17 protein-coding genes are annotated in these 18,033 nt (G+C 62.3%); 9 read left to right on the top strand and 8 right to left on the bottom strand.

Translation table 11 applies throughout. From position 1 onward, the window contains the following. Positions 1–375: 375 nt before the first annotated feature. On the bottom strand, positions 376–1,305 hold the full coding sequence (locus DKW65_RS11890) for a DUF4382 domain-containing protein (RefSeq protein ID WP_162925831.1): 930 nt from the start codon (positions 1,303–1,305) through the stop codon (positions 376–378). Positions 1,306–1,569: 264 nt separating this feature from the next. On the opposite strand from DKW65_RS11890, the gene DKW65_RS11885 reads away from it, so the two are divergent. Continuing rightward, the gene (locus DKW65_RS11885) at positions 1,570–1,791 is read left to right on the top strand and encodes a DUF2061 domain-containing protein (protein WP_111657449.1); all 222 of its coding nucleotides are present in this window, start codon (positions 1,570–1,572) and stop codon (positions 1,789–1,791) included. A gap of 36 nt (positions 1,792–1,827) precedes the next feature. Here the strand turns inward: DKW65_RS11885 and DKW65_RS11880 are convergent, their stop codons facing one another. Then, complete coding sequence (locus DKW65_RS11880; protein WP_111657448.1) at positions 1,828–2,793, bottom strand: DUF4382 domain-containing protein; 966 nt, start codon at positions 2,791–2,793, stop codon at positions 1,828–1,830. Between the two features lie 155 nt (positions 2,794–2,948). On the opposite strand from DKW65_RS11880, the gene DKW65_RS11875 reads away from it, so the two are divergent. Continuing rightward, on the top strand, positions 2,949–3,656 hold the full coding sequence (locus DKW65_RS11875; RefSeq protein WP_111657447.1) for a TetR/AcrR family transcriptional regulator: 708 nt from the start codon (positions 2,949–2,951) through the stop codon (positions 3,654–3,656). 7 nt (positions 3,657–3,663) lie between these two features. Here DKW65_RS11875 and DKW65_RS11870 read toward each other — a convergent pair whose 3' ends face one another. From DKW65_RS11870 to DKW65_RS11850, 5 genes are all read right to left on the bottom strand, one after another. Next, positions 3,664–4,260, bottom strand: a complete 597-nt coding sequence (locus tag DKW65_RS11870; protein WP_111657446.1) for a TetR/AcrR family transcriptional regulator — start codon at positions 4,258–4,260, stop codon at positions 3,664–3,666. A gap of 17 nt (positions 4,261–4,277) precedes the next feature. Then, on the bottom strand, positions 4,278–7,049 hold the full coding sequence (locus tag DKW65_RS11865; RefSeq protein WP_111657445.1) for a valine--tRNA ligase: 2,772 nt from the start codon (positions 7,047–7,049) through the stop codon (positions 4,278–4,280). Positions 7,050–7,119: 70 nt separating this feature from the next. Further along, positions 7,120–7,623, bottom strand: coding sequence for a hypothetical protein (locus DKW65_RS11860; RefSeq protein WP_111657444.1), 504 nt, complete (start codon positions 7,621–7,623; stop codon positions 7,120–7,122). A gap of 129 nt (positions 7,624–7,752) precedes the next feature. Next, the gene (locus DKW65_RS11855; RefSeq protein WP_211315770.1) at positions 7,753–8,172 is read right to left on the bottom strand and encodes a DNA polymerase III subunit chi; all 420 of its coding nucleotides are present in this window, start codon (positions 8,170–8,172) and stop codon (positions 7,753–7,755) included. After that, the gene (locus DKW65_RS11850; RefSeq protein ID WP_111657443.1) at positions 8,169–9,647 is read right to left on the bottom strand and encodes a leucyl aminopeptidase; all 1,479 of its coding nucleotides are present in this window, start codon (positions 9,645–9,647) and stop codon (positions 8,169–8,171) included. Before DKW65_RS11850 ends, DKW65_RS11855 begins: the two co-directional genes overlap by 4 nt. 150 nt (positions 9,648–9,797) lie before the next feature. Here DKW65_RS11850 and lptF point away from each other — a divergent pair, with 150 nt between their 5' ends. Beyond that, a complete protein-coding gene (gene lptF / locus DKW65_RS11845) occupies positions 9,798–10,913 on the top strand; it encodes an LPS export ABC transporter permease LptF (RefSeq protein WP_111657442.1) in 1,116 nt (371 codons plus the stop codon). Further along, complete coding sequence (gene lptG, locus DKW65_RS11840) at positions 10,910–11,971, top strand: LPS export ABC transporter permease LptG (protein ID WP_111657441.1); 1,062 nt, start codon at positions 10,910–10,912, stop codon at positions 11,969–11,971. The genes lptF and lptG overlap by 4 nt, the downstream gene beginning before the upstream one ends. A gap of 12 nt (positions 11,972–11,983) precedes the next feature. Here lptG and DKW65_RS11835 read toward each other — a convergent pair whose 3' ends face one another. Then, positions 11,984–12,457, bottom strand: a complete 474-nt coding sequence (locus DKW65_RS11835) for an RDD family protein (RefSeq protein ID WP_111657440.1) — start codon at positions 12,455–12,457, stop codon at positions 11,984–11,986. Positions 12,458–12,657: 200 nt separating this feature from the next. Here DKW65_RS11835 and DKW65_RS11830 point away from each other — a divergent pair, with 200 nt between their 5' ends. The 5 genes from DKW65_RS11830 to DKW65_RS11810 are packed head-to-tail and all read left to right on the top strand — an operon-like array spanning position 12,658 to position 17,995. Next, entirely contained in the window at positions 12,658–13,536 is an 879-nt protein-coding gene (locus DKW65_RS11830; RefSeq protein ID WP_111657439.1) for a branched-chain amino acid ABC transporter permease, read from the top strand. 16 nt (positions 13,537–13,552) lie between these two features. Beyond that, positions 13,553–14,650 (top strand): branched-chain amino acid ABC transporter permease, encoded by a 1,098-nt coding sequence (locus tag DKW65_RS11825; protein ID WP_111657438.1) that lies wholly within the window; start codon positions 13,553–13,555, stop codon positions 14,648–14,650. Beyond that, positions 14,647–15,417 carry an ABC transporter ATP-binding protein gene (locus DKW65_RS11820; protein ID WP_111657437.1) on the top strand — a complete coding sequence of 257 codons (771 nt, stop codon included), beginning with the start codon at positions 14,647–14,649 and terminating at the stop codon, positions 15,415–15,417. The genes DKW65_RS11825 and DKW65_RS11820 overlap by 4 nt, the downstream gene beginning before the upstream one ends. After that, positions 15,414–16,184: an ABC transporter ATP-binding protein gene (locus tag DKW65_RS11815; protein ID WP_111657436.1), complete on the top strand. Its 771-nt coding sequence runs from the start codon at positions 15,414–15,416 to the stop codon at positions 16,182–16,184. The genes DKW65_RS11820 and DKW65_RS11815 overlap by 4 nt, the downstream gene beginning before the upstream one ends. Next, positions 16,184–17,995, top strand: coding sequence for an AMP-dependent synthetase/ligase (locus DKW65_RS11810; RefSeq protein WP_111657435.1), 1,812 nt, complete (start codon positions 16,184–16,186; stop codon positions 17,993–17,995). Before DKW65_RS11815 ends, DKW65_RS11810 begins: the two co-directional genes overlap by 1 nt. Positions 17,996–18,033: the final 38 nt, after the last annotated feature.

The raw sequence follows: 18,033 nt of genomic DNA, 5'->3' as shown, positions 1-18,033 counted from the left end.
CTAAAAATGAAAGACCCCCGCCGCTCCGCGTCGGGGGTTTTTCATTTTTAGGATCGAAGTCCTCCTCCCACTACCTCGCGGCGCAAGCGCCGCCATGTGACCGCCGATGCACCGCAGGTGCCAGGCGGGGGCGCCACCGGCGTCGCGTAGCGATCGCGAGCATGCTCGCGACCCAAGTAGGTCTGCCCAACATCCAGCGCACCACCGCACCGCCCGACAACCACCGTCCCACTCCGTAGGCCCGGCCACCGGGCACAGCCCGGCGGCGCTCCGCCACACTCGCCGCAGTGCGGCGAAACCCGTGTGGCTACGCCCCCATGCGAGACGCTTCTCTCCCACTACCTCGCGGCGCTATGCGCCGCCATGCGATTACGCTCATTCAAACGAAACGACACTCTCTTCCTCAACGGCCACACTGACATTCACGCTATCCGCAAACACGATATCGTCTTCCTGCTGGGGATCGTCATCCAGTCCCTGGCAGGAAAAAGCCACGGTGTAGTCCCCGGCGGGCACGAAATCCAGGGTGAACTGCCAGATCCCTGCGTCCTGACGGACATTGGCGGTAGCCAGCGGGCTGTCAGGCGACAAGGGCTCACCTTGCTCATCGACATGAATGTCACCCGGCGTGCGGTCTGAGCCTTCGTAGAGGTAAACGACATTACCGGCGCCGGTATTCGGATCCGCAGTACATTCTTCGGCCGTGATCAGGGCATCAGCCACACTGCCGATGATCGTGCCGGTTTCGCTCAGGTCCAGCAGACGCATGGCGGGCCGCAGCAGGTAGTGGTTACCGCTTTGCGGGCGAGTGATGGCGCGGCGCAGGTCGACATCCAGCATCAGATTGATTTCTCCGTCGACCGGCACCTGGAAGCCACTGACCAGTTGCAGGTGACGCTCCTGATCGTTGCCGCTCTGTTGCCCCGGCAAGTAGAGCGGGTGCTGGCCGCCCTGATCATCCACCACGTAGGTATGGTCAGTGCCGGCCTGAACATACAGGCGAATCCAGTTGTAGCGGCCGGCCGGGACTTCGGTCGTGGGGAGAACAGCCTGAAAGCTACCGTTCTGCAGGGCGAGCAGGTCATCCACGACCAGCGGTTCGTCCAGGTCGAGACGGATTTCACCGGGTTGGGCGGGCTTCAGGCCGACAGCATTGATGGTCAACTGGACCCGCTCAAGATGGTCCACTGGGGCGTCGGTCAATCCGAGGCTGATGTCGCCCGTGCGCTGGCTGCCGCTGCTGCCACCGCAGGCGGCCAGTCCGGTGATGGCGGCACCCAGTACAAGCGCGCGAAAAGAAAGCATGATGCGGTACTCCATTGTGATGTCAGAAGCATTGCTATGTCAGAAACAGGGCGTTGGACATGTCGTGCCAGAAGCCGGGGCGACAGAGCAAGAAGGTCCCCTGAGCCTAATGGGCCGGAAGGCGATCCGGTGTGGCCTGGCGCACGGCTTTGCAAAAGTTAACCAATAGCCGTGGGCTATCGTCTCAACAATTACTATTGCCATTTCAGGAGGTCTCAGGTGTGCGAATATCTACCTGAGAATCAGTTTCATCTGGAGTCGGCAATGATCAAGACCGCAAGCTTTGGTGTCATGCACGTCACTGTCGCCTTCCTCGTGGTGTGGGCCATGACTGGCGACTGGATGATCGGTGGAGCCGTGGCGCTGGTAGAGCCGCTGGTCAATACAGTGGCGTACCACTTCCACGAAAAAGTCTGGCTGCGCCTGCGCAACCGCAGCGGCCGTGACAGGGGCGCTTCGGGCGGTGGTACGGCGTTGGCCGCATAGCCCGGCCTGGCGCGCTGAGCGCCGGGCGGTCCGCGCTCAATTACCGTTGAAGTTGGCCTGGGTGGTTTCGCCTGCGGTCACGGTGACATTGGTGCGCGCCGGAAAACCGACGACGGACGTATTCTGGTTCGAATTTGGTGCGTCATTCAGTGCCTGGCAGGTAAAGGCCAGGGTGTAGTTTCCGGCCGGTACGAAGCCCAGGGTGTAGCGGTAGTCGCCGTTGCTGCCCTGGCGCACATTGGCCACCGTGACGGGATTGCGCCGCTGGCTGTTGACCGGTTGGCCGCTGGCATTGACGTGAATATCCCCGGGCGTCACGTTGCTGCCCGAGTAGAGGTACACCGCATTGCCCAGATCTTCACTCAGGTCATTGTCGCAGGCGGCAGCCTGCACCAGGCTGCTGGAGACAGTCCCCTCGATCACGCCTGCATCGTTGTTGCGCACGAGTCTCAGGGAGGGTCGCAGCAGGTAGAAGTTTTCCCCGTTGGGGCGGATCAGCCCACGTCGCAGGTCCACATCCAGAGTAAATCGGTTTTCACGGTTGGCGTTGATACGGAAAGCAGTGTCCAGTTGCAGATAACGGGTACTGTTCCCGGGCGCACTGGTGCCCAGGCGCAGGGGAAAAGTGCCGCCATTGCCGATGCGCTCACGCACTTCACTGTCGCCGTCCCGTTCCGAGATCAGCAGGCGAACCCACTCGTAATCGCCGGAGCGCACCTTATCCAGCGGAAACAGGGTCTGTGACTGGGTACCCTGCAGGTCCAGCAGGTTATCGATCACGACGGCCGGGTCCAGGGTCAGGCGTACGGTATCGCCGCTCTCGTGGCCCAGATGAATGGCGGTGACGGTAAGGCGCACCTGGTCCACGTCGTCCGCGGGGGCGTCGGTGATGGCGAAGCTGGCATCGCCCTGGCCGCGGCTGCCCACCTCAAGCCGGCAGCCATCGGTCACAACAGCACCGGCAATCGATATCAGGATGACGGACAGAAAGTGCAAGGGCATGATGGCATCTCCGCGAACGGTACCGCAGTGTAGCGAATCCGGGGGATTCCCTGAAGTGCTGGCAGGATGCCAGCTCCGGGGGGATAAACTGCGTGTTTACTGTGCCCGTCGGGTTGGTTAAGCTTTGACCCACGATAGCGGCAGTGCACAGGACAATGGACTTCAAGGCAAAGCAGGATCTGAACGCGATCCGCGAAGTGGTGAATCAGGTGCTGGACACCTATCAGGGCCAGGATCGTAACCTGCAGCGCTCCCAGGCGCGGGCGGAAATCCTGATTCACTCCATGGGCGTGTTTGCCCAGCGTGGTCTGCACCGGACGACGGTGCAGCATCTTCTCGATGCCGCCAATATCTCTCGCCGGACCTTCTACAAGTACTTCCGCAACAAGCTGGACGTGCTGGAAAACATCTACCGCATCTTTGTCGAGAACATGATCCTGCGTTTCCAGCAGCAGGTGAACCGTTCCAGTACCGTGAAAGAGATCATTCGCAACACTACGAATATCTACTTCGAGTATCACGTCAGCATGGGGCCGGTGATTCGCCTGATGATGGAAGAGGCGCGCCGCTCCGGATCGGCCCTGGCGCCGTATCGGGAAAATGGCCAGAACCTGGCCGTGGAGATACTGGCCCGCGAGATTCACCGGTTGATCGGCAAACGGTTTGATCCGCTGGTGCTGCGCACCTTGCTCTGGAGTCTGGAGAATTACTCGATCTACCTGCTGACCGACGACCGCCTCACCGAGGCTGAAGTGCGTCGCTGCAAGCGTGTCATGACCGGCATTGCCGAAGCGGTGGTGCTGGGTGAGGCGGAGGCCACCTTGCTGGGACCCGAACCGGTGAGTGAGGATTCTGCCCGGTAGGTTCCTGCTAGCCGATGGTCGGCAGGGGATGACGCATGCCAGCCACCAGTACGCGCATGTAATTCACGGCTTGCCGTTCCAGGTCTCCCTGGCCGGTGAGCGACCAGGTATAGGCGCTGCCGAAAATCAGGTCCATCATCATCTGCATGGTTTCCCGTGGTGACAGCGCCACGAAGTAGCCGTCTTTGCGCAACTCGCCGAAAAAGACCTCCGCCACGGGCATGTTCTGTTCCAGCAGCGCCAGATGACGGCGTTGTATCTCGCCAGCGAAATCCCCGGCCTCCTGCACCAGTACACGGGTAAACGCCTGGTTGGCGCCAATAAAGCGCGCGACCGCGCGGCAGGCATTCTCCAGACGTTGTAGCGGCGGGCCTTCGCCGAGCAGGTGGCGCAAGGCCAGGTCGCGGACGCGATTCAGGTTCTCCTCGACAATCACCATCAGCAACTGCTCCTTGGATTCAAAGAAGCGGTAGATGGTGGCCTTGCCGACGCCAGCGGTGCGGGCAATGGTCGTCACTTCGGCCGTGCGGAAGCCTTCGCGGGCGAAGACTTCCCGGGCTGCTGCGAGTATCCGTTCGCGTCGGGGGTCCTGATCTGTGCTCATGGTACGGCTCCGTGTCCTTACAGATACTTGATCTTTTCCACCTGCTCCTCAAGACGGGCCAGCGCAGAACGCAGCTCGGCCGCTTTGGCGCGCTCCTTGTCTACTACGGCAGCGGGGGCCTTGTCGACGAATGCCGGGTTCTTGAGCTTGCCTTCGGTGCGGCCTACGTCGGCGCGCAACTTGTCGACTTCACGACCCAGACGTGCGAGCTCCTGTTCCTTGTCGATCAGGCCCGCCATGGGCACCAGCAGCTCCATGCGGCCTACCAGCTGGGTGGCTGACGGGGGCGCGGAGTCCTCTGCGGCCAGCAGGGTGATGGAGGACAACCGGGCGAGCTTGCACAGGAAGCCGCGATTGTCGTCCAGCCGTTGCCGGTCGGTGTCGTCACCATTGTGCAGGAACACATCCAGCGGTTTGCCCGGCGGAATATTCATTTCGCCGCGGATATTGCGCACGGCGGTAATGACCGCCTTGATCCAGGCGATGTCGGTTTCTGCAGTGCTGTCGAGACGACGGTCATCGGCTGCCGGATAGGGCTGCAGCATGATGCTGCTGCTTGCGGTGAAGCCCTCGACACCGGCCAGCGGCGCAATACGTTGCCATATCTCTTCGGTGATAAAGGGCATGAAGGGATGCGCCATACGCAGCAGGGCTTCCAGTACACGCAGCAGGGTACGGCGCGTGCCGCGCTTGCGTGCCTCGCTGTAGTCGTCGCCATACAGCACCGGCTTGGACAGCTCCAGATACCAGTCGCAGTATTCGTTCCAGATAAATTCGTAGGCAGCATGCGAGGCCTGATCGAAGCGGAAGCTGTCCAGGGCGTCGCGGACTTCGGTTTCGCAACGTTGCAGGGCGGAGATGATCCAGCGATCCGCCAGGCCCAGCTCTACGTCGCCGCTCAGGCCGCAGTCCTCACTCTCGGTGTTCATGACCACGTAACGGGCGGCGTTCCAGATCTTGTTGCAGAAGTTGCGGAAGCCTTCGATGCGGCCCATGTCCCACTTGATGTCACGGCCGGTGGCAGCCAGCGACAGGAAAGTAAAGCGCAGGGCGTCAGTGCCGTAGGCGGCAATGCCGTCCGGGAATTCCTTGCGCGTCTGTTTCTCGATGCGTGCGGCCATTTGCGGCTGCATCAGGCCGCCGGTACGTTTGGCCACCAGATCGTCCAGGCTGATGCCGTCGATCAGGTCCAGCGGGTCCAGCACGTTGCCTTTCGACTTGGACATCTTGTGGCCTTCGGCATCGCGCACCAGGCCGTGCACATAGACGGTCTTGAAAGGCACCTCGCCACGGAATTTCAGTGTCATCATGATCATCCGGGCGACCCAGAAGAAAATGATGTCAAAGCCGGTGACCAGCACATTGCTGGGATGGAAGGTTTTCAGTTCCGGCGTATCGTCCGGCCAGCCCAGCGTCGAGAAGGTCCACAGTGCCGAGCTGAACCAGGTGTCCAGCACGTCGTTGTCCTGGGTCAGCGGCGTGTCGCCCAGGGCATGCTTCTGGCGCACCTCGGCTTCGCTGCGACCGACATAGATGTTGCCCGCATCGTCGTACCAGGCGGGGATGCGGTGGCCCCACCACAGCTGCCGGGAAATACACCAGTCCTGCAGATCGCGCATCCAGGAGAAGTACATGTTTTCGTACTGCTTCGGCACGAACTGGATACTGCCGTTTTCTACCGCCTCGATGGCGGGTCTGGCGAGGCTCTCGACGGCCACGAACCACTGATCGGTCAGGTAGGGTTCGATGACGACGCCGGAGCGGTCGCCGCGCGGCACCATCAGTTTGTGGTCGTTGACCTTCTCCAGCAGCCCGAGGGCATCGAGATCGCTGACGATCTGTTTGCGGGCCGCATAGCGATCCATACCGCGATAGGCTTCCGGCGCTTCGTCATTGATGCAGGCATCGACGGTCAGGATGTTGATCATCGGCAGGTTGTGACGCTTGCCGACGTCATAGTCGTTGAAGTCGTGGGCCGGGGTGATCTTGACGCAACCGGAGCCAAAGTCCGGGTCGACGTAATCGTCGGCAATGATCGGGATGTCGCGTTCGGCCAGCGGCAGGCGCACGGTCTTGCCGATCATGTCCTTGTAGCGTGGATCTTCCGGGTGAACCGCCACGGCGGTGTCGCCGAGCATGGTTTCCGGGCGTGTGGTGGCGACCACGAGATGTCCGGAGCCATCGGTCAGCGGGTAGCGGAAATGCCACATGTGACCCTGCTCTTCATGATTTTCCACTTCCAGATCGGAAATGGCGGTGTGCAGGGTCGGGTCCCAGTTCACCAGGCGCTTGCCGCGATAAATCAGGCCTTCTTCGTGCAGGCGCACAAAGGCTTCCTGCACCGCACGCGACAGGCCTTCATCCATGGTAAAGCGCTCGCGTGACCAGTCCAGCGATGAACCCAGACGGCGCAGCTGACCGGTGATGGTGCCGCCGGATTCCGCCTTCCACTCCCAGATGCGCTCGATAAAGGCGTCGCGGCCCAGGTCGTGGCGGCTCTTGCCTTCGGCGGCCAGCTTGCGCTCCACCACCATCTGGGTGGCGATACCGGCATGATCGGTGCCGGGTTGCCACAGGGTGTTGCGGCCCTGCATGCGGCGGTAGCGAATCAGCGTGTCCATGACCGCATTGTTGAAGCCATGCCCCATGTGCAGGGAGCCGGTCACATTCGGCGGCGGGATCATGATGCTGTAGGGCTCGCCTTCGCCGCGTGGGGCGAAGTGGCCAGCGTCTTCCCAGCGCTGATACCAGCGGGTCTCGATAGCGTCGGGTTGGTAGGTTTTATCCATGGTGTGAGGCGTGCCAGCTCTGCTCAACGGAAGCCGGCGATTATACAGGGATACGCCTCAGGCGTCGTCCTTACAGGCCGTCCTTGCCCAGCAGGCTGCGGGTCAGGCGGTCGCGCAGTTCGCGTTCGATACGCGGCAGCCACACAGCCAGGATTTCATCGACGGCGGCGCGCACCTCGCTGTCTGACGGCTGTGCGGGCACCGCCGGACGGGTCGTCGCAGCCGACTGGGGCGGTGGGCGCAGGCTGTCGGGCGTATGCGCACGGTGCTGTGCCAGGCGCTCCATGGTCTGGCGCGGCAAAAAGGGATTCTCACGCTCTGCCAGCACCTGATGCACGGGATCAGCGCTTGCCGGGCGCACGGTCTGGGCTGGCGCTTGCCTGAGCGGGGGCTGGGTTCGGGCCGGGGCCGTTGCGGGGGGCTGGCGAGGTGGCGCCGCGGTGCGCACCGGCTCGGGAGGGGTTTCCGGCTCAAGCAGGGGAATGTCCAGGCCGTCACCCAGCAAGGCGCGAATGTCGTCCAGCTCGTTCAGCAGCGGCAGATCTGACGGCGGAAAGCGGTTATCACTGCTCATGCGGTGGCCCGTATAAAGGTGGTCTGACTGAACGTTCGGAAATACCCCGTCAATATTGTGTGCAGAAGGCGTGATAGCGGCAAGCGGGGGGCCTCCGCGGCGCCAAGCAGATCACATTTTGGCCACGCCTTACAGGCGGTGGTCGGTCACCGGGTAGCCACGATCGCGGTAAAAGGCCCAGCGTGCCCGGCCTTGCTTGCGGCCCTGGGGGTCGCCGCAGATCATTTCTGCCACGCGGCTGAAGCGCGCGTAGAAGTCCGGTACCTCGCTGGCCAGATTGATCAGCACGTCATGGTGTTCGCCGGGGTCGTCGCCATGACCGAGCACGACCGGACTGGCGGCCGCCGCGTCACTGCCCAGCAGCGCGTGGGGCAGGAAGCTGGCCGCCGGTTCGGCCCAGAAGTGCGCATCCAGCGCCTCGGCCTCGGCCGCCGAGGCCACATGGATGTACACCCGGCGCTGCTGGCGCCAGGCCTTCTCGGCAATGCGCCAGGCCAGGCTGGCGCGTACCCCGGGGGTGTCCGTGATGTAGAACAGGATTTCGGTCACTGGCCCGCCAGATTCATCAGATAACGGGTCAGCATGGGTACCGGGCGGCCGGTGGCGCCTTTCTGTTTGCCACCGCTGACCCATGCGGTGCCAGCAATGTCCAGGTGAGCCCAGCTGACCTCTTTGGTGAAGCGTGACAGGAAGCAGGCGGCGGTGATGGAGCCGGCTTTGGGCCCGCCGATATTGGCCATGTCGGCAAACGGGCTGTCCAGTTGCTCCTGGTAGTCGTCCCACAGCGGCATCGGCCAGCCACGGTCGCCGCACTCGTCACCGGCCACCAGGAGTGCCTGCGCCAGCTCCGCATCGTTGGCGTAGACGGCCTGCGCGTGGGCGCCCAGGGCGATCACGCAAGCGCCGGTCAGGGTGGCGATATCCACGACAGCGCTGGGCTCGTATTTCTGCTGCACATAGGTCAACGCATCGCACAGCACCAGGCGGCCTTCGGCGTCGGTGTTGAGGATTTCCACGGTCTGGCCGGACAGGGTGCGGACGATGTCCCCGGGGCGTGAGGCGCGGCCATCAGGCATGTTTTCGGCAGCCACGACCACGGCGACCAGGTTGATAGGCAGGCCCAGCTCACACACCGCCTTCACGGTGCCGAAGACGCTGGCAGCGCCGCACATGTCGTATTTCATCTCGTCCATGCTGGCGCCCGGCTTCAATGAGATGCCACCGGTATCGAAAGTGATGCCCTTGCCCACCAGCGCCACGGGGTCGCCCTTGCCACCCTGATACTCGAAAATCATGATCTGGCCATCGCGCTCACTGCCCCGGGCGACGGAGCAGAAGGCGCCCATGCCCAGCTTCTCGGCCTGCTTTTCACTCAGGGTTTTCAGTTTCAACGCCGGATAGGCGGCGGCCAGGGCCTTGGCCTGCTCCACCAGATAATCCGGGTGGCAGACGTTCGGCGGGCAGTTGCCCAGATCTTTGGCCAACGCCATGCCGGCGGCGATGGCGGTGCCGGCCGCCACGGCTTTTTTCGCCTGGGCGGCGGGCAGTTCGCTGAGGAAGGTGAAGCGCTTGAGGGCGGGGGCTGGCGCGGCATCGCCGCGGTAGATGTCGTAGCGGTAGCCGGCATCGGCCACGGCGCGGGCCGCTTCACGCAGTACACCGGCGCCGTCCTGTTCCTTCACTTCGATATTGCCGAGCCACCAGGCGGCACTTTTGGCGCCGGTGCTGGCCACGCCCTTGGCCACACTGGCGGCCAGTTGCAGGAAGGCCACCACATTCAGCGGTGCGTCGCTGCCGGTGCCCACCAGCAGCAGACGTCGCGCGGCCAGTCCGGCGGGGCGTTGCAGCAGCAGGGTCTGGTGCTTGCTGCCCTTGAAATCGCCGTCCTTCACGCAGTCGCTGATCAGTGCACGGGTTTCCTCGGGCAGGGCGGCGGGCAGGGTCTCGGCGCCCTTGTTGAGGGTGACCACCAGGCAGTCCACCTTGAGTTGAGCTGGCTGTTTGCTGCTGACCGTGTAGTCCATGGAGACTCCGTAAGTATAAAGGCGGGATGAAAGTGCTGTTGATGCTAGCAGATAAGCCGCGCCAACGGCATGTGCCTGAAGCGCCGGACGTGGGTTACAATGCGCGCTGGCATGATTCCGGCACTCACACCCTGGCATTCAGGACGCCCCTTGATTCTTTACCGCTATATCAACAGGCAGTTGTTCATGACCACCGTGGTCGTCACCTTTGTGCTGGTGATGGTGTTGGTGAGCGGCCGTTTCATTCGCTATCTGGCGTCAGCGGCGGTGGGCGACATTGACGTCAATGCGCTGTTTCTGGTGATGGCCTTCCGTTTGCCCGAATTCATGCAGATGATCCTGCCGTTGTCGTTGTTCATCGGTGTCCTGCTGGTGCTGGGGCGCATGTATGCCGAGAACGAAATGGTGGTGCTGCGCGCCTGCGGCGTCAGCCAGCAGCGGCTGATCCGCGCCATGGCGGCGCCGCTGGCGGTCACTACCCTGGTAATCGGTTTCTTCGCCCTGTACGTCACGCCGATGGCAGACGGCGAGGTCACGCGCATCTTCGAGGAACAGCGCGGGCGCTCGGTGCTGGAGCTGCTGACGCCGGGTCGCTTTCACGTGCGCGGCTCCGGTAACAGCTACCAGGCGACCTATGCCGAAGGCCTGGATCGCGACAAGGGCCTGCTTGAGCGCGTCTTCATTTCTGATTTCCGCACCACGGATGACGACGGGCAGAGTGAGATGCTGACGGTCTGGGCGGAGACCGGGCGGCTGATCAATCACGAAGGCCTGACCTATCTGGAATTGCTGGATGGTCACCAGTACAGCGGCCAGCCTGGCGATGGCGATTTCCGCCGGGTGCTGTTCGAGCGTGCGCTGGTGCGGGTGGGCGAGGAGCGCAGCATGCCGCGTCCGCCAGCGATCCGTGCACAGGGCACCGATGCCCTGCTGGCGCGGATGGATGAACCCGAAGCCTATGCCGAACTGCAGTGGCGCATTGCGCTGGTGCTGCTGGTGCCGGTGATGACCATCGCGGCTATCCCTCTGGCCCGGGTCAATCCACGTCAGGGACGCTTCGGCAAGCTGATCCCGGCCGTGCTCGTCTATCTGTTCTATGTGGGGCTGATCATGGTGGTACGCGGCTGGGTGGAAGATACCCCCACGGCCGAGCGGCCCTTCTGGTATCACACCGGCTGGGTGCATCTGGTGGCGATCCTGCTGGTGGCCAGCCTGTATCTGTGGCCGGTGATGCGCGCCCGCAGCAAGGGAGTCTCCAGCGGATGAAGCTGATCCGGCGATATCTCTGGAATGCCGTGATGCTGCCGTCGCTGGCGGTGCTGGGCATCCTGCTGGCACTGGATGGCCTGTTCGGTTTCATTGATGAACTGGGCAGCCTGCGCGCTGATTATCAGGTCATGCAGGCGCTGCAGTATGTTGTCACCACCATGCCCGGTACAGCGCATGAATTCCTGCCCATGGCGGTGTTGCTGGGCACGCTGCTCGGGCTGGGGGTGCTGGCCAGCAGCGGCGAGTTGACCATTGTGCGCGGCGCCGGACTGTCGCCACGGCGCATCAGCTGGCTGGTGATACGTCCCGCCGTACTGTTGCTGCTGGTCGGGATGCTGGTGGGGGAGTATGTGGTGCCCTGGACCGAGCGGGTGGCAGAGAGTCGCCGTGCCATTGCCGAGCGTGGCGAGGATATCACCTTCCGGTCCCGTTCCGGCTTCTGGCACCGCGAGGGCAGTGAGTTCATTCATATCAGCGCCGTGCAGTCGGATGTGCTGCATGGCGTGACCCGCTACCGGTTCGAGGATGACCGTACGCTGGCGGAAACCCAGTTCATTCGCCGTGGTGAGTACCGCGACGGTCGCTGGCATACGGTGGATGTGGTGGGCACACGGCTTTATGACGACCGTACGGAACCCTATGCCCGTGACGACGATGTCTGGGAGTCGGAACTGACTCCGGACCTGTTGTCGATCATTGTGCTCGACCCTGACAGTCTTGCGCTGGTGAAAATCTGGGAGTACGCCAGCTACCTGCGCCGCCAGGGGCTTGAAGCGGGCGAGTATCTGTTGTCGTTCTGGCAGAAGCTGCTGATGCCGTTTGCGACCCTGGGGATGATCCTGATCGCCGTATCCTTCATCTTCGGGCCGTTGCGGGAAGTCAGCATGGGCCTGCGCCTGACCACCGGCATCATCGCCGGCATGGTGTTCCATTATGGCCAGCAGTTCATCGGCCATGTCTCACTGATCTTCAATATGCCGCCCTTGATGGCGGCCCTGGTCCCGGCCCTGGCCTGTCTGGTCACCGGCATCTGGTTGCTGGGCCGTATCCGCTGAAGCGTAAAGGCGCTATTTGCGCGCTTTGGGCGGCTTCGGCAGCGTCAGGGTGCAGGTGCCGGAGAGACGGTCGTGCAGTGTCTGGCGCGGCGGCAACAGCGCCAGCAGATAGCCTGCGCCCAGTGTGATCCAGGTCAACAAGCCCGCAAAAAATCGTAACAGGGTGTGTTTCAGACGCAGCGATTCGCCGCCCGTGGCCTGCACCTGGATACGCCAGGCGCGCATGCCCAGGGTCTGGCCGCCGTGCAGCCAGAACCAGGCATAGAAGGCCCAGATCTCCAGCAGCAGGATCGGCAGCAGTATGCCCTGCAAGACCCATTGCGGTGGCCGCTCGATCCCGCCACGGTCTTCCATCGGCAGGCCCAGGGTGTTGTACAGGGTGATCAGCAGCCCGGTGGTGATCATCACCAGGGCGATCAGCAACAGCAAGTCGTAGCCCAATGCCGCGAAACGGCGCCACAGCGGGGCCGGGGGTAGCGGTGTCATGAAACCTCACCCTTTGTCAAATGAGCCAAACGGGCGGGCAGTCTCCCGTGTTTTGCGCCGATTGACAATATGCGGCATGCTTGGGTCCACGTTCTGACTGTCAGGTCAACATGCTGAAGCGCTACCCCTTCGATCTGACAGCGTGAATATTGCGCGGCCCTGTTGGCCGCGATAACAACAACCGATACGGGACATGTTTGATGGATGTGCTGCAGCTTCTGGTCAGCGGCATCGCCAACGGCTGTATCTACGGTCTGCTGGCGCTGGGCTTCGTGCTGATCTACAAGGCATCGGAAGCGGTCAATTTTGCCCAGGGCGATATGCTCATGCTCGGGGCATTTCTCGGGATCACCTTTATCAATACCGGTTACGCGGACATGCCCTTCCTGCTGGGTCTGGTGTGCGCGGCGCTGGTGCTCGGGGTGTTCGGCTATCTGCTGGAGCGCTTCGTGCTGCGCGGCATTTTTGGTCAGCCGCAGTTTGCCATGGTGATCCTGACCATTGCGCTGGGTTTCCTCATGCGCTTCTTCGCCGGCACGGTCTGGGGTCACAACCCCATGTCGCTGGAGACGCCGTTCACCGGGCAGGTGCTGCGCGCCGGGGGGCTGATCATCCCGATGGTGGATGCCGTGATCATCGGCGCGACGGTATTGCTGACCACGGTGCTTTACTTCTTTTTCGCGCGTACTCGCCTTGGCGTGGCCATGCAGGCCAGCAGCCAGAATCAGATGGCGGCCTACTACATGGGCATTCCCGTGAAGCGGGTCAACGCCATCGTCTGGGCCCTGGCGGGGGTCGTCGCGGCCATTGCCGGGGTGCTGTTCGCTGCCAAGGGGGCGGTGGAGCCGTCAGTTGGTCTGCTGTTCGGTATCAAGGCCTTTGCCGCCGCCGTGATTGGCGGGCTGGGCTCCCTGCCGGGCGCGCTGGTGGGGGGCTTGCTGGTGGGTATCGTCGAGCCCTTCGCCGGGCGTTATCTGCCCAGCGGTTTCGGGCAGGTCGCGCCTTACGTGCTGATGTTGGCGGTGCTGATCCTGCGTCCGGGCGGTTTGTTCGCCCAGGTCAGCCAGAAGAAAGTGTAGGGCGGGGGCGCAATCAATGAGAGTTCAGTTCAAGAGCAGTTACGACGACGACATCAATCTGTTTCAGGACAACCGGCATCGCATCCAGTACGGCATCCTGATCCTGTTGGCGATCGCGGCGCCTTTCGTGTTGCCAGAGTACTTTGTCGGTGAGTTGACCCAGATCGCCATCTGGTCGCTGGCCGGTCTCGGCCTGATGCTGCTGGTGGGTCACACCGGCCAGGTCAGCCTCGGCCATGCGGCGTTCATGGCCATCGGTGCTTTTGCCAATATCGCGCTGATGACGCGCGGCTGGCCGTTTATCCCGGCGCTGATTGCCAGTGCCGTGATTACGGGGGTGGCCGGGGCGGTACTGGCGCGGCCGCTGCTGCGCATGACCGGCATTTACCTGGCCATCGCTACCCTGGCGTTGAGCGTGATTATCGAGGATATCGCCATCATCGCCGAACCGGTGACGGGCGGGGTCAGCGGTGTGTTTGCGCCCATCATCGAGCTGTTCGGCTACGAGATCGACCGCTACGGCACGCCCACCGCTTTCTACTATCTGTGTCTGGGGGTGTTGCTGCTGGTGACGCTGATGTACGCCAATCTGCTGCGCTCACCCACCGGTCGTGCCTTTCTGGCGGTGCGTGACAGCGAGGTTTCCGCGCGGGCGCTGGGCGTGAACGTGGCCAATACCAAGACGCTGGCCTTCACCTTGTCCTGCGCCATCACCGGGCTTGCCGGGGCGTTGTACGCCCACATGGTGCAGGTGGTGAATTACGAAAGCTTCCTGATCCTGATTTCCATCACGCTGCTGCTGCAGGTGGTGATCGGCGGGCTGGGCTCCATGCACGGTGCTTTCCTGGGGGCTATGGTGGTGGTGCTGCTGCCCCAGGTGATCGCGACCCTGCGAGACCTGGTCAACGCGCACACCCCGATTGCGCTGGGCAACTATCCGGGTATGGACATGGCGGCCTTTGCCCTGATCATTCTGATCATGGTGATCTATGAGCCGCGTGGCCTTTATGGTGTCTGGCTGAAGGTGCGCACCTGGTTCCAGCTGTTTCCGCTGTACCGCAAGGGCATGTTCCGCCGCTCCCGTACTTACCTGAAAACGGAGCGCATGCGATGAGTCTGTTACAGGTCGAGAATCTGTCCATTGCCTTCGGCGGCGTCAAGGCCGTCGATGGCGTCAGTTTCACTGTGGAAGCCGGTGAAGTTTTCACGATTGTCGGGCCGAATGGCGCCGGCAAATCCACCATCTTCAATCTGATCAGCCGACTGTACGAACCCAGTGGCGGCCGTATCGTTTTCGACGGTCAGGAGATCACTCGTCTGCCAGCGCACAAGATCGCGCCACTGGGCATCGCCCGGACCTTCCAGAATATCGAGCTGTTCGATCACTCTACGGTGCTGCAGAACCTGCTGATGGGGCGGCATGTGCGCCGCAAGACGCTATGGCTGGAAGACATGCTGTTCATGCCACGCGTGCGTCGCGCTGAGCGCGAGCATCGTCGCCATGTGGAAGAAGTGATCGATTTCCTGGGGCTGGCCGCCTATCGCGAAAAGCTGATCGCCGGTTTGCCCTATGGCGTGCGCAAGGTGGTGGAAATCGCTCGCGCCCTGTCGTCGGGGCCGCGCCTGATCCTGCTGGATGAACCGGCCTCGGGGTTGAGCGTGGAAGAAACCAAGGACATGGCCTGGTGGATCGAGGACATGCAGAAGGATCTGGGCCTGACCATCCTGATGGTGGAGCACGATATGAGTCTGGTATCGCGGGTCTCCGATCGCGTGCTGGCGGTGGCCGAAGGCAAGCCGCTGGCGCTGGGCACCTCTGCTGAAGTGCAGGCAGACCCGCGTGTGATCGAAGCCTATCTGGGTGCGGAGGAAACGGCATGACGATTACGCTGGAAGTCCGCAACCTGGAAGCCTTCTATGGCCCGGTGATGGCCCTGCGCGGGGTGTCGCTGTCGGTACCGGAAGGCAAGATCGTGACCATTCTCGGTTCCAACGGGGCAGGGAAGACCACCCTGATGAAAACGGTCTCCGGATCGCTGGCGCCCCGCAAGGGCACCGTGACGTTTCATGGCGAGCAGATCGGTGGCAGCGAGCCGGATGTGCTGGTGCGCAAGGGCATTGCCCATGTGCCGGAAGGGCGCGAAGTCTTTCCATTCCTGACGGTGGCCGAGAACCTGGCCATGGGCGCCTATACGCGCCGCGACAGGGACGGTGTGGCCGCCGACATCGAGATGGTCTACGACTATTTCCCGGTACTGCGCGAGCGGCGCAGCCAGCCGGCGGGCACCCTGTCCGGCGGCCAGCAGCAGATGCTGGCCATTGGCCGGGGGCTGATGTCGCGACCGAGGCTGATGCTGCTGGACGAACCGTCCCTGGGGTTGTCGCCGCTGTTGGTGAAAGAAATCTTCGCCATTATCCGCCGACTTAACCAGGAGCAGGGCGTGACCATGCTGCTGGTGGAGCAGAATGCCCGGGTGGCATTGCAGACCGCCGATCACGGTTATGTGCTGGAAACCGGCCGTATCGTGATGGACGGCTCGGCGGACAAGCTGCTCGCCTCGGAAGATATCCGTGAGTTTTATCTTGGCCAGTCGGCTGATAGTGACCGACCGGAAAAACGCTGGAAACGCAAGAAGACCTGGCGCTGATGACGACAAAAAACGACACCACAGTATACGTCGATGGCTGCGACACCATGACCAAACTCTGGCGCAAGAAGTGCCTGGAGCGCGGCGCGCGTATCGCCCATCGGGAAAAGCATCTGGGCATCTGGCAGGCAAGCACCTGGCAGGACTACTACGAGCGCGCTCGCGCCATCGGTGTGGCGCTGCTTGAGCTGGGCCTGGAGCGTGGCCAACCGGTTTCGATCCTCAGTGAGGACAATAAGGAGTGGCTCTACTGCGACATGGGCATTGCCGGGGCGGGCGGTATCTCCAACGGCGTCTATACCACGGACAGCGCCGAGCAGCTTGCCTACCTGGTGAATGATTCCGGATCTGCCTTCCTGTTTGTCGAGAACGATGAGCAGCTGGACAAATACCTGCAGGTGCGCGATCAGGTGCCCACCCTGAAAAAGGTGATCGTGTTTGATCGCAAGGGGTTGCGTGATTTCGATGACCCCATGGTGATGTTCATTGATGACCTGTATGCCCTGGGTAACGGCGTGGCCGATGCGGAGGCACGTTTCAGTGGCGCTATCGAGGCCAGTCAGCCGGATGATATCCGCATGCTGATCTACACCTCCGGCACCACCGGCGCACCGAAAGGGGCCATGATCAGCCACCGCAACATCCTGTTCCAGTTGCAGGCTGGCGAGAAGATGCTGGGCATCAACGACAGCGATGAGCAGCTCTGCTTCCTGCCGCTGTGTCATATTCTGGAGCGACTGGTGTCCGTGGAAATGCCGACTTATGTCGGCTCCACCGTCAACTTTGCCGAGAGCCCGGAAACCGTCTTCGACAACCTGCGCGAAGTGTCGCCGCACACCTTCACCGCCGTGCCTCGCTTGTGGGAAAAGATCTACAGCGCGCTGATCAACCAGCGTAATGAAGGCACCCGCCTGGGGCAGTGGGCGTTCGACCGTGCCATCGCAGCAGGGTTGGCCTATCGGGGCACGAAAACACCCTCGTTCGTGCAGCGCCTGCAGTATGGGCTCTGGAACCTGCTGGTGCTGCGCAACGTGCGGGAAATGATCGGCATGGCCAATATCCGCCGGGCCACCACCGGCGCGGCGCCGATTGCACCGGACCTGATTCGCTGGTTCGATGCACTGGGTGTGCCGCTGTTCGAAGGTTACGGCATGACCGAGAGCACCGGCGTGATTTCCCTGAATACCGAGGAACGCAGCCAGGTGGGCAGCGTGGGTCATCTGCTGCCCGGCACCGAGGTGCGTATTTCTGAAAAAGGCGAAGTGCTGGTGCGTGGCGGCCATGTGTTTGCCGGCTACTGGCGCAAGCCGGAAAAGACCGCCGAAGATATTCGCGATGGCTGGTTGCACACCGGCGATATGGGCCGGTTTGAAGATGGCATGCTGACCATTACCGGGCGTATCAAGGACATCATCATTACGGCAGGCGGCAAGAACATCACGCCCGCCGAGATCGAGAGCAAGCTCAAGTTCTCGCCCTATATCTCTGATGCCGTCGTGATCGGCGACCAGCGCAAGTATCTGACCTGCCTGATCATGATCGACCAGGAAAATGTGGAGAAGTATGCCCAGGCGCGCCAGGTGCCCTTCTCGGACTTTGCGTCACTGTGCCGGGCGAAGGAAGTGGTCGAGCTGGTGGACGGGATTGTGCAGGAGGCCAACAAGTCCTTCGCCCAGGTGGAACAGATCAAGTATTTCCGCTTGATTGATGTGCTGCTCACCGCCGAGGATGAAGAGCTGACGGCCACCATGAAGCTCAAGCGCTCCTTCGTGGAGAAGAAGCACAAGGCCCTGATTGACGATATGTACTGACCCCAGGTAATGGAGACGCGACCGTTCCGGTCGCAGGA

The organism is Isoalcanivorax indicus, assembly GCF_003259185.1.
GTDB classification, from domain to species: Bacteria; Pseudomonadota; Gammaproteobacteria; order Pseudomonadales; family Alcanivoracaceae; genus Isoalcanivorax; species Isoalcanivorax indicus.
This window is presented reverse-complemented; position numbering and strand designations above follow the sequence as displayed.